Below are 12848 nucleotides of genomic sequence, written 5' to 3' on the forward strand. Positions count from 1 at the left end.
AAACGCCCGGTTACATTCCGAACCCGGAAGCTAAGCCTTTCAGCGCCGATGGTACTGCAGGGGGGACCCTGTGGGAGAGTAGGACGCCGCCGAACAATTATTGTGGAAACCCCCGTGCCTTTGGCACGGGGGTTTTCTGCGTTCCGGGCCCGTTCCCGGCCCTCGGGCCGGCCGCCTGTGGGCGTAAGCCTCATGCAGCCGGAAGCTCCGAGCATTTGGATGCGGCGAAAGTGCTTTGCGCGGCGGCAGGCGGCGGGTCAGGATCGGCGTATGGGCTACGTGATACGCCCGGTGCGTGCCGACGAGTGGCAGCAGGCCAAGGAGATCCGACTGGCCGCGCTGCAGGATCCGGTGGCCCCGGTGGCTTTCCTGGAGACGTACGAGCAGGGCCTCGGGCAGAGCGACGACTTCTACCGGGAGCGGGCGCTGGGCGCGTCGGAGGACGGTGAGGGCCGGGTGCGGCAGTTCATCGCCGAGGCGCCCGACGGGAGCTGGGCGGGCACCGCGACGGTGCTGATCGAGCGCCCGGACGACGAGGTGCGCTTCGGTGAGGCGGCCGTTGTCCACCAGGCCCATGTGGTCGGGGTGTTCGTCCGGCCCGAGGCGCGGGGTGGTGGCGTGGCCGACGCGCTGTTCCGGGCCGCCCTGGAGTGGGCGTGGTCGCTGGGGGAGCCGCGGATCGAACGCGCACGGCTGTATGTGCACGAGAACAACCCGCGGGCATCCGCCTTCTACCGCCGTATCGGATTCGCGCCGACCGGGACGACCGTGCCGATGCCGGGCGATCCGACGGCGCGGGAGCTGGAGTACGCGGTGGCACGGCCGTAACGGGCCGGTGGGTCAGGGGGTGCTCGGGGTCCGGAGCTGCTGGGTCCAGCGGGCGCGTCCCTGTTCGGCGGAGCGGAGCAGGGCGACGGTGGGCAGACCCTGCTCCTGGCCGGTCGCCAGCAGCTCCGGGAGCCGGGGGAGCGGTGCGACGGCCGCGACGTCGTCCAGGACGAGCGTCATTGGTGGGTCGAGCCGGCCGCCGGATGACCGTGCGGCCATGCGGCGGCCGTGCTCGACCACGTCTGAGGCGAGCGCCGTGAGCAGCGGCATCGCTCCGGGGCCCGACCGGGGGTTCTCGATGGGTTCACCCACCACATAGAGCGTTCCCCCTTCGTCCGCAAAGGAATCCAGCGCGAGCGCGTCGGCCCGGTTGGGGGTGCAGGCTTCGCGGATGTGGACGGAGGAGAGGGCGCCGAAGGCCCGGACGGTCAGTTCCTGTGCCATCTCGCGGCGTTCGGGATGGGCGGTGAGCGCGGACTCCAGCAGTCCGGCGAGTCCGGATGCGGCCTTGGGGTGGGTACGGAGCAGGCGCACCGGTTCGTGCGCGCTGCCGCCCAGGGCCCAGCGGTGGACCTGGCGGAAGGGGCGGCCGTCGACGGCGGCGGCGTGCAGCCAGCACTGCAGGAGGGTTTCGGCGGTGTCGGCCGTCGCCGCGTCGATGCGGGCCTGCGGCCGGACCGGGGCGAGCAGGGCGGCGGCGCGGGCGGCCGCGCGGTCGGGCTGTTCGCAGCCTGCGGTGGGTGCCCAGTGCAGTCGGGCCGGGGTGTCGCAGAGGTGGCCCGGGTCGTAGACGAGGACGGGCCCCAGCTTGGCGCGGGCGTCCTTGGTCTCGGCCCAGACGCTGGGGTCGGAGGTGACGACGAGCGCGGGCCCTTCGGCCTCGCGGATGGCCTGGACCGCGGTGGGCCGGCGGGAGGCTGCGGGGCCGTAGACGACGAGGGGTGTGCGGGGGGACGGGACGGCGGTCGGGACGGGCGCCAGGGGCTCGGTGAGGCGTGACAGCGCCTCGGTGGCGTCGGCAGGGTCGGCAGGCAGCGGCACGGGCCGGGGCAGCGGCTCGGTGGGGTGTTCCGCGGAGGTGGGCAGCTGCTCCTGGGGGGCGGTGGTGTGTGCGGCGGGTGCCGGCGCCGGTGTCTGCACCCCTTTCGGTGCGGGTGGCTGCTCCTCGTACGCGTACGTCGGTCGCTTCGCCTGCGGCGAGCGCTCCAGGGGCTCCGGCTCCGGGCGCTCCTGGTGTCCGAGTCGGTCGAGCCGGTCGAGTCTTTCGGCGCGCTGACGTTCGCGTACGGCGCGCCAGCGGGCGACCACGCCCATCACGAAGATCGTCAGCACCACGAGCACCAACAGCTCGCCGATGAACAGGCCCCAGAACAGCCCGTACCCGGAGAGCTCTCCGGCCGGCGTCGTCGGCCAGGCGGCCGGCAGGTCGTGCGGGGCCTCCACCAGGCGGCGCATGGCGAGCGGGGTCTCGGCGAGGGAGACGCCGTCCGGCCAGCCGCCGTGCGCGAGGAGTCCGGCCAGGCCGGTGGCCGTCCAGGCCAGCAGGGTCAGCCCGAGCAGGAAGGCCAGGAGGCCGATCAGCAGCCCGTCGGGGATGCCGCCGCTGCCGCCCCCGTTGCCACCGGGCCGTGCCGTGCCGCGCCCTGCCATGTCATGCCACCGTTGACTCGGACGACTCGTTGAGCCGCTGCTGGTTCTCGATGCGTGCCGCGCGCTGCTCCGCTTCCAGCTCGGCGGCGCGTACGTCCTCCGGGAGCAGGTCGACCGGTGAGGACTCGGTCATGGCGCGGTCGGTGAAGACGAGGGGGCGTTCGGCTTCGGTGATCAGGTGTTTGACGACCTGGACGTTGCCGTTCACGTCCCAGACGGCGATGCCCGGGGTGAGCGTGGGAATGATCTCGACCGCCCATCGGGGCAGCCCGAGCACCCGGCCGGTGGCTCTGGCCTCGTCGGCCTTCTGCGCGTAGATCGTGCGGGTCGAGGCCATCTTGAGGATGGCCGCCGCTTCCCGTGCGGCGGCTCCGTCGACCACGTCGCTGAGGTGGTGGACGACGGCGACGAAGGACAGCCCGAGCCGTCGGCCGAACTTCAGCAGACGCTGGAAGAGCTGGGCCACGAACGGGGAGTTGATGATGTGCCAGGCCTCCTCCACCAGGAAGATGCGCTTCTTCCGGTCGGGCCTGATCCAGGTGTGTTCCAGCCAGACGCCGACGATCGCCATCAGGATCGGCATGGCGATCGAGTTGCGGTCGATGTGCGAGAGGTCGAAGACGATCAGCGGGGCGTCGAGGTCGATGTCGGCGGAGGTCGGCCCGTCGAACATGCCGCGCAGGTCGCCGTCGACGAGGCGGTCCAGGACGAGGGCGACGTCCAGGCCCCAGGCCCGTACGTCGTCTATGTCGACGTTCATCGCCGCGGCGGACTCGGGCTCGGGGTGGCGCAGCTGGTCGACGATGTCCATCAGGACGGGCTGGCGGTCGGTCGTCGTCTCGTTCACGAAGGCGTGCGCGACCTTGAGCGCGAAGCCGGACCGCTCGTCCAGGCCGTGGCCCATGGCGACTTCGATGATGGTGCGGAGCAGGGCGAGCTGTCCGGTCGTGGTGATCGCGGGGTCGAGCGGGTTCAGCCGGATGCCGCCGTTGAGCGCGGAGGTGGGGTCGAGGCGGATGGGGGTCAGGCCCAGCTCCTGGGCGATGAGGTTCCATTCGCCGACGCCGTCCTCGCCCTGCGCGTCCAGGACGACGACCTGGCGGTCGCGGAAGCGGAGCTGGCGCAGCACATACGTCTTCTCCAGCGCGGACTTGCCGTTCCCGGACTCGCCGAGCACCAGCCAGTGCGGGGCGGGGAGCTGCTGTCCGTACAGCTGGAAGGGGTCGTAGATGTAGCCCTTGCCGGAGTACACCTCGCGGCCGATGATCACGCCGGAGTCGCCGAGGCCGGGGGCGGCTGTGGGCAGATAGACCGCCTGCGCCTGTCCGGTCGAGGTGCGGACTGGCAGCCGGGTCGTCTCCACCTTCCCGAAGAGGAAGGCGGTAAAGGCGTCCGACATCGCGGACAGCGGATCTCGCATGGCGTGACCGACCTCCCTTTCGTCTCTCTCGGTGCTCTCGGTGCTCTCGGTCGTGTACGGCTAGCGGCGGATGCCGGTGGCGAACGGCAGGGTGTTCACGAACGCGCGGTGGTGCTCGCGGTCGCACCACTCCAGCTTCAGGTACGACTTCCCGGCCGAGGCCCGGATCGTCCGCTTGTCGCGGGCGAGGGACTCCGGGGAACGCGACGACACGGTGATGTACCCCACCAGGTTCACCCCGGCCGCGCCGCTCGCGAGATCTTCACCCCGCTGGTCGAGCCGGCCGTGGGCGGCGATGTCGCGGGGGTCGACGGTGCGGTTCATCTTGGCCTGGCGGCTGGCCTCGGCGTCGTCGTTGGTCTTCTCGGTGAGCATCCGCTCGATGGCGATCTCGGTGGGTTCGAGGTCCATGCAGACCGCGACCGTACGGATCACATCGGGCGTGTGGACCAGGAGCGGGGCCAGGAAGTTGACGCCGACGGGCGTCATCGGCCATTCCTTCACCCAGGCCGTGGAGTGGCACCAGGGGGCGCGGGTGGACGACTCGCGGGTCTTGGCCTGGAGGAACGTCGGCTCGACCGCGTCCAGTTCGGCGGGCCAGGCGTTGCGCTTCGTCATGGCCTGGATGTGGTCGATGGGGTGGTCGGGGTCGTACATCGAGTGGACGAGGGAGGCCAGCCGGCTCTGCCCGAGCGGCTGGCGTACCCGGATGTCGGCCTCGGCGAGGCGGGCGCAGATGTCGGTGAGCTCGCGTGCCATGACGACGGCGAGTCCGGCGTCCCGGTCGAGCTTGCGGCCGCCGTGGGGGCGGGCGGCGCGGGCCATGGCGTTGGCCTCGGCGGCGAGCTCGCGGTCGAACTCCATGCAGGCGACGAGGTATGCGCGGTGTTGCTCGCTGGAGGTGGAGACCATCGACTGGAGCTGTTCGTAGGACTCCTGGAGCCAGCCCGGGGAGGCCTTGTCGCCGCGCTGGGCGACGTCCTTGGCGTGTGCGTCGGGGTCGGCGGGCAGGGTGCGGGCCAGCATCTGGATGCGGGTCACGAAGCCGTCGCCGTTGGCGACGTGCTTGAGCAGGGTGCCGAACCGGTCGACGAGCGCTTCCTGGTCCTCGCTGTCGCGCAGACCGACGCCGGGCCCCTCGATCTCGATCGCCGCGGTGACGGTACGGCGGTCGGCGTGCAGCAGCACGGCGATCTCGTCCGGTCCGAAGGGTGCGGCCAGCCAGTTGATCCGGCCGATGCCGGGGGGCGGTCCGATCTCGACCTCACGCCCGTCGGCGCTGATGCCCGCTTCCATGGCGCCGGACTGGTAGGCCGCGCCGCGGCGCAGGGAGCGCTTGAAGCTGCGGTTGATCTCGAACCATTTGTAGAAGGTCCGGTGCTTGTACGGGACGTAGACGATCGCCAGGGCGAGCAGGGGGAAGCCGGTGAGCAGCACGATCCGCATGGACAGGACCGGGACGAGCAGACCGCTCATCATGCCGAGGAAGGCCCCGGCGATGATCAGGGCGATCTCGCCGGTCTCCCGGTTCTTGCCGACCATCGCGTTGGGACGCGCGCGGCCGATGAGATACGTACGGCGGGGCGCGATCGTATGGGACTGCGTGCTCAACGCCCGCCACCTCCTGTGCGGTTGCTGTTACCTGGACTGCCTGATCCGCCGGTTCCGCGTGAGCCTCGGCTGCTGTGCGGGGTACCGGAGGTGGGACCCGACCCGCTGCGGGGCGGAGGTGCGGCGGAGGGGACAGATCCGCCGCCGACCCCGCTCCCGGAGTTGCGGGAGCTGTGCGCGGCGACACCGCCGCTGACCGGATTGGCCGGGCGTCCGCCGCCGCTGTTGTTGCCGCCGCTGTCCTGGCCACCGCCGCCGCGGCTGCTGTGCGTCTTGATGCCCTGCGACACGAGAGCGGCGGGTGAGCTGATCATGGCGGCGGCCTGGGAGCCGTCGGTGGCCTGCTTGCGGTTGGTCCGTGCACCCTGGATCTCGTCGCCGAAGCCGGGGACGAAGCGGTAGATCATGCCGGAGGCGAAGATCGCCAGCAGGATGATGGACAGCCCGGACACCACGGCCGAGAACGCGTCGGGTCCGTCGTCCGACGACAGCGCGCCGGCCAGCCCGAGCACGACGACGATGACCGGTTTCACCATGATCACCGCGATCATGATGCCCGCCCAGCGCCGTACGTGTCCCCACATGTTCTTGTCGACGAGCCCGGCGTACACGGCGGTTCCGAGCAGGGCGCCGACGTAGAGCAGCGCGGCCCGGATCACGAGCTCCAGCCAGAGGATGCCTGCGGCGAGGATCGACACCAGCGAGACGACGATCAGCATGATCGGGCCGCCGCCGATGTCGGAGTCCTTCTTGAGGGCCTCCGCGAACGACCCGAAGAACACATCGGTCTGCCCGCCGGACGACGAGGCGATGACGTCGGTGACGCCGTCGGTCGCGGAGACGATCGTGTACAGGATCAGCGGCGTGAACGCGGACGCGAGCACCGTCAGCCACAGGAACCCGATGGCCTCGGAGATCGCGGTGGTGAGCGGCACTCCGCGGATGGCCCGCTTGGCGACGGCGAGCAGCCACAGGACGAGCGTCAGCACGGTGGAGGCTGCGAAGACGATCGCGTACTGCTGGAGGAAGCGGGTGTTCGTGAAGTCGACGTTGGCGGTGCTTTTGACGGCGTCGCTGAGCTTGCCGACGATCCATGCGGCGGCGTCGGCACAGCCGCGGCCCAGGGAGGTCAGGGGGTCCAGGGCGGGGTCGGTGCTGTTGGGGGCTTTGGAGGTGGGGGAGGCGTCGCCGTCTTCGCAGTACTGCTTAGCGGGGCCGATGAGTAGGTCGCAGGCCTTGTTGTCCGAACTCGGCGAGGGAGAGGGGCTAGGTGCGGCGACAGCCCGTGCAGACAGGAGAACGACAGCCGTTTGCACCGCAACCAGCGCAGCGGCGACGGAGCGGAGGCGGGGGCTACCTGGCATAAGTGAAGCCTCCGTATTCCTCGACGGCCTTGCTGATCTCGTCTGAGCTGGACGCCGCTACATCTCCAGGGACTGGCGCCGGGCCGTCCTTCTGGGAGTCGTTGACCGCTCTCCACCCTTCACTTGTCCAGGTGAGCTCGACCGTGAAGGTCTTCCAGGAGGTACGAACAGGATCGGTGGACCCCGGACCGGACATGCCGATCAGCCCCGTGTACCAGACGGACACCTTGGCTGTGTCGCCTTCGAAGGAGTCCAACTTGGTGCCTACGGGGATGGTTCGTGACACAAATGTGTTGCCCTGCGGCGCATTGCCATCACTGTCGAGGCCGAGCTTCGCGAGGAATGCGGGGGAGTATGCAGCGTCCTGCGGTCCTCTGAGCTTCGCTGCAGCCGTAGAGGTGTAGATAGCGTCCACGATCGTGTGGCGGCTGTTCTTCTTGAACATTTCGACCGAGCCGAGCGCCACCGCGAAATTGGAGGCCGCGCTCTGCGCCCCCTGCTCGTCATGCGCGAACCCCGAAGCGATGTCACCGTTCTTCCCCGTCACCGGCTTCGTCCCCGTAGGGGCCGTCGGAGCCGAGCCGGCCTTCTTGCCGCCGCTTCCCGACGCACCGTCCCCCCCGCCATCGCCGCCACCCATGTTCGCGAAGGCGATCGCTCCGAGCAGCAGGACGACCACGCCGATGACCGTGAACAGCGAGCGGGATGTGCGGGCCGGGCGGCGGGGGCCGTAGCCGTCGCCGCCTTGGCCGTCGGGGAGGCGGGTGCGGGTCTGGCGCGTACCGCCGAGGGTGCTGTAGCCGTCGTTCGAACGCCCGGAGTCGTTGCCGTAGCCGTCCTCGTCGCCGAGACTCATGCCGCGTACGCCCCCTCAACCGTTGCCTGAACCGCGTAGTACGACGGTAGCCGTGCTGGTTTCCGCGCGGGCGCGGTGTGGTGACTCGACATCAGGGAGACGCAACCTCTGCCGGTGGGCACGACGGACGGATGGGGGCGGGGCGGGCCCTGGGGCTGCCCCTGGGCGGGCTGACGGCGGGTTAGACAGCCATCCCGTAGACGATGGTGAACAGGGTTCCCAGCGATCCGATGATGAACACACCGGTCAGGCCGGCCACGATCAGCCCCTTGCCCTGCTCGGCGCTGAACGTGTCGCGCAGAGCCGTCGCGCCGATCCGCTGCTTCGCCGCTCCCCAGATCGCGATGCCGAGACAGAGCAGGATGGCGATCGCCATCACCACCTCGATCATCACGCGGGCCTCGTTGCCCAGGGTGCCGAACGGCCCCCAGTTCGGGGCGATTCCGCCGATGATGGTGGTGATGTCGCCCTTTTCAGCTGCCAGGATCATGTAAGTCACCGCCCCTGATGGGTAGTTCAGTGCCCGTACCGCACGGCACGAGTCACCCTCTATCTTCGCTGATGAAACTGCCTTCGTACGACGACTTGACGGCTCTCTTTACCCGGATCTCGCACATTTGACCGGTCTGACCGCCCTGACCTGCGGATCGAATCGGTGTGTGAGCGAATTACTTATCGTTACTCTGTGTATCACGGAGCGTGACGCCGGGCAATGATTGCCATCACGCCACCCTGACCGAGACCTGCATCGACGCCCGAACCGCACCGATCGGGGCATGTGAGGTGAGGTGGAGGGGCGCATCGTTCACAGGAGCGAGCGACGGGGGTTCGGCGGGCGGGGCGGGGTTGTCCAGGTCGGCGGTGGCCGGAAATCGCACCAGGAGCCGTCGAAGGGAAACGTTCCGGACTCGGCGAGCCGTGCCACTGTGTCGCCCTCGGTCCGGATGGCGACCGCTTCTTCGGCGGTCCAGTACGCGGGGTGGCCCGTCTTCTCGGCGAAGGACTGCTCGTCCTTCCACTGCCAGGTGCGGTCCGGGGCCACGTTGAGGTCGAGTTCGTGGTCGGTGATGTCGATGTCGTCGCCGTGGTGGACCCGCCGCTCCAGGTTGACGTACCAGCCGCGGAACTTCTGTCTGCGGCCGAAGAGCCACAGAACGGAGTGCGCGGCGCCCGTCGGCTGGTAGAAGAGCGCGCTGCCCATCGGCCATCGGTCCGCGACGACGGGGTAGCCCTCGGCGGGGCGCTCGTGCGGGGCGATGTCCCGCAGGTGCGTGGCGCCGAGGGGGAGGGCGGTGCGCCACATCGGCGTACCGCGCTCCATCCACACCAGCTGGCCTGCGGCCGTACGTTCGACGAGGCGCACCGGTACGGAGGCGCTCAGGTGGCCGCCTATGAAGAAGTTCCAGCGCAGGATCTGCCCCTGCTCCCGCCCCTTGCGCACGAGCTCGCTCGCCCGGTTGCTGGTGTCGGGTCCCGTGCCCTCGTTCGAGACGTCCCTCTTGCCCGCTTTCATGAGATTGATCATGCCCGCGTTGAGGTCGCCGGACACGTGCGCGGACCACGGACCACCGCTCGATGGCGCCGAGGATCCGCGCCGTCGGGCCCGCGCTCGCTCAAGCAGGTGGCGTGAGCGAAGTCCACACGCCGAACCACTGCTCAGCCCCGAAGTCCTCGAACCGCTCCACCTCGGTGAACCCCAGCCTTGCCGCGAGGCGCATCGAACGCTCGTTGGCGGTCTGGGTGCGGAGCACCACCGCCTCACCGGGATGCGCGTCCGCGCACCAGGCGAGGGCGGCTGCGCACGCCTCGGTGGCGTATCCGCGTCCCCACGCCTGCGGAAGGAGCAGGTAGCCGAGTTCGGTCTTTCCGATGTCCGGACGGATGTGCCCCGGGCGCTCCGCGTGCGAGTCGAGCATGATCGTGCCGATCGCCGTCCCGTCGAGCTCGATCACGAAGAAGCCGGGGCGGCGGCCGGGTATCTCCGGCATCGTGCGTTCGAGATCGGCGCGCGGTTGAGGGCCACCGAGGTACGTGCCCACTTCCGGCGAAGCGGTCAGCTCGATGACCGTCGGACGGTCCCGCGCTTCGGACTCGCGGAGTACGAGCCGCTCGGTCTTGATCGGGGCAGGTGGCCAGGCGAGAGATCCGGGGTCAGTCATGCCGGTCAATCTAGCCAGCAGGCTCGAAGGTGCTCAAGATCCGTCGACCGACGGGTCGACTCACCGGCCGGAGCCCGAATCGCGAACAGCGGAGGCCTGGGTGCGGCGGGTTGTCGTGGAGGCGAAGCCCAGCCAGGTGTGCCGGTTGCCTGCCCAGCACCAGCCGGCCTTGGGAGCGTTGCGGCGCTCGCGACCGTCCCGGCCGGTGCCGTTGCTGATCCAGATCGCGGGGGTGCGGGCGTCCAAGGCGCCGTTGGCCTTGCGCAGCCGTGAGCCGATGGTCATGAAGCAGCGGTTGCGTTCCAGGGCGGATGGCTGCTGCAGCACCCAGTGGAGGCCCTCGGTGAGCAGCAGAGGGGTGCGGTGCTGTGTGGTGAGGGCCGGCAGTGCCTCGTCCGGGCTCCAGTTGGCCATGTGGTCGCCGCGGTCGACGTCGGTGAGGACATAGAGCGGTGCGTCGGGCAGTGCGATGGTGTCGAGAGGGCTGAAGAGGTCGACGTCGGGCATGTCGACGACGACGAAACCCGGCTTGCCGTCGCGGCGGAGCAGCGGCGCGACGATGGAGGCGGGGGCCCGGTCCGGGTGGACGGCGAGCAGGCCGCCGTCCTCGGTCTCGGCGGCCTTGGCGAAGTCACGCATCTCGGCAGCCGACAGTCCGGCGGTCTCGTGCACCCCGAGTCCGATCAGCGTCTCGGCCTGTGTGCTGAGGGGAGGCAGTGCGGGGAGGTCGTCCGTGGCGGGGGTGGGGGCGGCGGGTGCGGGCACGGTGCTCCTCGGGGTACGGGGGTACGGGGGACTGGGTACGGGTGACGTCGACGGCCGCAGGCGTAACGAGAGAGCGGCGTCGGAATGTTCCCTACATCGGGCGTCCGGTTGTACGGGCGTCCGGGCGTACGGGGCGCCTGGGTGCGCAGGCATCCGGGCTCGGAGCTCGGAGCTCGGGCCTCGGGCCTCGGGATCCGAGGTTCGAGCGCCGGGTGGGTTCGTTCGCCTCGGCCACTCGTTCGTGGGTACGGGGGCGTGGCCCCGGCCCGGAGCTCGAAGCTCGGGGTTCGAGGCCCGGGATTCGAGGTTCGGGAGTCGAGCGCTGTTGTACAACCGGTAGGTAAAAGAAGGGTTTTGGGGAATCCTCCCCACCCGACCTACCCCGCCCCGACGAGCAAGTATGACCATTTGTGACCGACTTGCGACGCAGCGTTGCAGCTGCTTACCGTGCCCTCAACGTAACGACCCCGACGCGGTGTTCTAAGCACCGGCCGGGGTCTCACCCCAAGATCGAAGGACCGATCTCGTGGCTGTTGAGAACTCTAGCTCCGCCCTGCGCGCACCCGAAGGATCGCCCCCGTACCCGCGGGCCAACCCCGGCTACGGCAAGCGGTCCGTACCCGACGAGCTCCCGCCCCGCGCCGACGACTTCGCGCTGCTGCCCGAGCGGGAGCGGTACATCGCCGGATACGTCGACAAGCTCCCCGACGGAGCTGCCATGGACATCAAGTCGCTGGCCAAGTGCCTCCCCCTGTTCGGGCAGATGGCCGTCGGCAGTGCGCTGAGGGCCCTCGGGGCCGCTGGGCACCTGCGGCAGGTGCGCTGCCTCGCGTCAGGTGGTGACCGGGTCCGCTGGGTCACCCGCACCTACTGGTCCCGCAACTCCCGCTCGGACGAGTGGTGGAGCGCCCTCCTCGCCGCCGAGGAGCCCCGGCCCGCACCGGAAGTGGCCGCTGTCGCACCGCCGCCGCCCTGGGTGCCCGCCGAGACGCCCGCCCCGGCCGCACCCGCCACGGGGTCGGCCCTCGCTCCGGTCGTATCAGCTCGGGAGCCTGCCTTCGCTCCGGTCGTATCAGCCCGGGAGCCTGCCCTCGCCCCGCCCGCACCCGCCCCGCCCGCACCCGCTCCAGCCGCTCCCGTTTCCGCCGCCGCGGTGCCGACGCAGCGCACCCCGTCACCGCCCCCGGAGCAGCATTCCCCCGCCTACCTCGCCCTGGCCCAGCTCGGCCGCAGCGAACCCCGGATCACCCTCTCCGCCGCCGACTGCGCCACCCTCGAAGACCTTGCCGCAGCCTGGCTCGCACGAGGCGTTGACGCCGAGTACCTCACCCGTTCCCTCACCGCCGGGCTCCCCGAACGCGTCGACTCACCCGTCGGCTTCCTCCGCCGCCGCCTCCGCGACAACATCCCGCCCCAACTGCCGGCCGCCCCGGCCGCCCGGGCCGTGACGGCGGCACCGACGCGGCGCCCCATGGCCGAGTGCACCGAATGCGGCACTCCCGGCCGCCCCGAAGCGTTGCCGGACGGCCTCTGCCACTCCTGCCGCACGCCCGTCACGGCCACCCGTACCGCCGCAAGTCCCGAGCAGCCGACCGCCGAGCGCGATATCCACGCACTCGTCGGCAGCCTCCGCGAGCTCCTCAAGACGCCGTGACCGCTATCTGAGTTGAGCCCGCACCGTCGTTTGCTCCGCTCGGGCGAACGTCACGGCCGTGCACCGCGACAGCGCATGGGCGGCCGATCGAGTATCTCGATGTACATGATCCGTTCGTCCACGACGTCCAGGATCAGCATGCCTTTCGAGGGCAGGAGAGGCACGCATCTATGGCCCGGACCATACGGTTGCCCCAGCGGATGATCCGCCGTCCGGACGCTCTGGCAGGAGTCTTCACCGCAGCCGCACTCGTCAACCAGACACAAATCCCACACGCAGAGCGCCGGCTCGCGTTCCCCCTCACCCTCCAGGAGGGCGGTCAGCTCGGCGACCAGGTCTGGGAAGACGTCGCGAACGAGGGGGTGGTCTCGCTCCATGGACGGAGGGTAGCCGGGACGGTCGGCTCAGTGCCATGACGGGATACTCAGCCGCTTCCAGCAGGACCACAATCTGCACAGCTGGCCGAGCACCGGGTGCTTCTGCGGAGTCCAACCTGCACCTGCCATATGTACCTTCATCAGGGCGCTGGTTGGGAACTGCG

12 protein-coding genes and 1 rRNA gene are annotated in these 12848 nt (G+C 70.1%); 3 read left to right on the forward strand and 10 right to left on the reverse strand.

The genetic code is table 11. The annotated features are described in order from the left end of the window. A 5S ribosomal RNA gene (rrf, locus tag ACFVW8_RS12180) occupies nt 1-95 on the forward strand; the annotation flags it as partial. Between the two features lie 175 nt (nt 96-270). Next, complete coding sequence (locus tag ACFVW8_RS12185; protein WP_389688796.1) at nt 271-828, forward strand: GNAT family N-acetyltransferase; 558 nt, start codon at nt 271-273, stop codon at nt 826-828. Nucleotides 829-840: 12 nt separating this feature from the next. Here the strand turns inward: ACFVW8_RS12185 and ACFVW8_RS12190 are convergent, their stop codons facing one another. The 9 genes from ACFVW8_RS12190 to ACFVW8_RS12230 all read right to left on the reverse strand — a co-directional run bounded on the left by ACFVW8_RS12190 (nt 841) and on the right by ACFVW8_RS12230 (nt 10653). Beyond that, on the reverse strand, nt 841-2478 hold the full coding sequence (locus ACFVW8_RS12190; RefSeq protein ID WP_389688798.1) for a type VI secretion protein: 1638 nt from the start codon (nt 2476-2478) through the stop codon (nt 841-843). Nucleotide 2479: 1 nt separating this feature from the next. Further along, nucleotides 2480-3898 carry an ATP-binding protein gene (locus tag ACFVW8_RS12195; protein WP_389688800.1) on the reverse strand — a complete coding sequence of 473 codons (1419 nt, stop codon included), beginning with the start codon at nt 3896-3898 and terminating at the stop codon, nt 2480-2482. Nucleotides 3899-3958: 60 nt separating this feature from the next. Beyond that, on the reverse strand, nt 3959-5509 hold the full coding sequence (locus ACFVW8_RS12200; protein WP_389688802.1) for an SCO6880 family protein: 1551 nt from the start codon (nt 5507-5509) through the stop codon (nt 3959-3961). After that, complete coding sequence (locus ACFVW8_RS12205) at nt 5506-6873, reverse strand: hypothetical protein (RefSeq protein WP_389688804.1); 1368 nt, start codon at nt 6871-6873, stop codon at nt 5506-5508. Before ACFVW8_RS12205 ends, ACFVW8_RS12200 begins: the two co-directional genes overlap by 4 nt. Beyond that, complete coding sequence (locus ACFVW8_RS12210) at nt 6863-7729, reverse strand: hypothetical protein (protein WP_389688806.1); 867 nt, start codon at nt 7727-7729, stop codon at nt 6863-6865. Before ACFVW8_RS12210 ends, ACFVW8_RS12205 begins: the two co-directional genes overlap by 11 nt. Before the next feature lie 181 nt (nt 7730-7910). Continuing rightward, nucleotides 7911-8219 (reverse strand): hypothetical protein, encoded by a 309-nt coding sequence (locus ACFVW8_RS12215; RefSeq protein WP_024493027.1) that lies wholly within the window; start codon nt 8217-8219, stop codon nt 7911-7913. A gap of 315 nt (nt 8220-8534) precedes the next feature. Then, nucleotides 8535-9242, reverse strand: a complete 708-nt coding sequence (locus ACFVW8_RS12220) for a DUF402 domain-containing protein (protein ID WP_389688808.1) — start codon at nt 9240-9242, stop codon at nt 8535-8537. A 100-nt stretch (nt 9243-9342) separates the two neighbouring features. Further along, nucleotides 9343-9888: a GNAT family N-acetyltransferase gene (locus ACFVW8_RS12225; protein WP_389688810.1), complete on the reverse strand. Its 546-nt coding sequence runs from the start codon at nt 9886-9888 to the stop codon at nt 9343-9345. Between the two features lie 60 nt (nt 9889-9948). Then, nucleotides 9949-10653, reverse strand: a complete 705-nt coding sequence (locus ACFVW8_RS12230) for a DUF5701 family protein (RefSeq protein ID WP_389688812.1) — start codon at nt 10651-10653, stop codon at nt 9949-9951. Between the two features lie 526 nt (nt 10654-11179). Between ACFVW8_RS12230 and ACFVW8_RS12235 the strand changes: the two genes are divergently transcribed. Next, nucleotides 11180-12307, forward strand: a complete 1128-nt coding sequence (locus ACFVW8_RS12235; RefSeq protein ID WP_389688814.1) for a MarR family transcriptional regulator — start codon at nt 11180-11182, stop codon at nt 12305-12307. A 50-nt stretch (nt 12308-12357) separates the two neighbouring features. Here ACFVW8_RS12235 and ACFVW8_RS12240 read toward each other — a convergent pair whose 3' ends face one another. Continuing rightward, entirely contained in the window at nt 12358-12684 is a 327-nt protein-coding gene (locus ACFVW8_RS12240) for a hypothetical protein (protein ID WP_389688816.1), read from the reverse strand. Nucleotides 12685-12848 lie beyond the last annotated feature (164 nt).

The sequence above is a fragment of the Streptomyces sp. NPDC058221 genome (assembly GCF_042882365.1).
Lineage (GTDB): Bacteria > Actinomycetota > Actinomycetes > Streptomycetales > Streptomycetaceae > Streptomyces.

Coding starts and splice junctions, on each gene's coding strand:
- ACFVW8_RS12185 (WP_389688796.1), top strand. CDS start 271: ATGGGCTACGTGATACGCCCGGTGCGTGCCGACGAGTGGCAGCAGGCC.
- ACFVW8_RS12190 (WP_389688798.1), bottom strand. CDS start 2,478: ATGGCAGGGCGCGGCACGGCACGGCCCGGTGGCAACGGGGGCGGCAGC.
- ACFVW8_RS12195 (WP_389688800.1), bottom strand. CDS start 3,898: ATGCGAGATCCGCTGTCCGCGATGTCGGACGCCTTTACCGCCTTCCTC.
- ACFVW8_RS12205 (WP_389688804.1), bottom strand. CDS start 6,873: ATGCCAGGTAGCCCCCGCCTCCGCTCCGTCGCCGCTGCGCTGGTTGCG.
- ACFVW8_RS12210 (WP_389688806.1), bottom strand. CDS start 7,729: ATGAGTCTCGGCGACGAGGACGGCTACGGCAACGACTCCGGGCGTTCG.
- ACFVW8_RS12215 (WP_024493027.1), bottom strand. CDS start 8,219: ATGATCCTGGCAGCTGAAAAGGGCGACATCACCACCATCATCGGCGGA.
- ACFVW8_RS12220 (WP_389688808.1), bottom strand. CDS start 9,242: ATGAAAGCGGGCAAGAGGGACGTCTCGAACGAGGGCACGGGACCCGAC.
- ACFVW8_RS12225 (WP_389688810.1), bottom strand. CDS start 9,888: ATGACTGACCCCGGATCTCTCGCCTGGCCACCTGCCCCGATCAAGACC.
- ACFVW8_RS12240 (WP_389688816.1), bottom strand. CDS start 12,684: ATGGAGCGAGACCACCCCCTCGTTCGCGACGTCTTCCCAGACCTGGTC.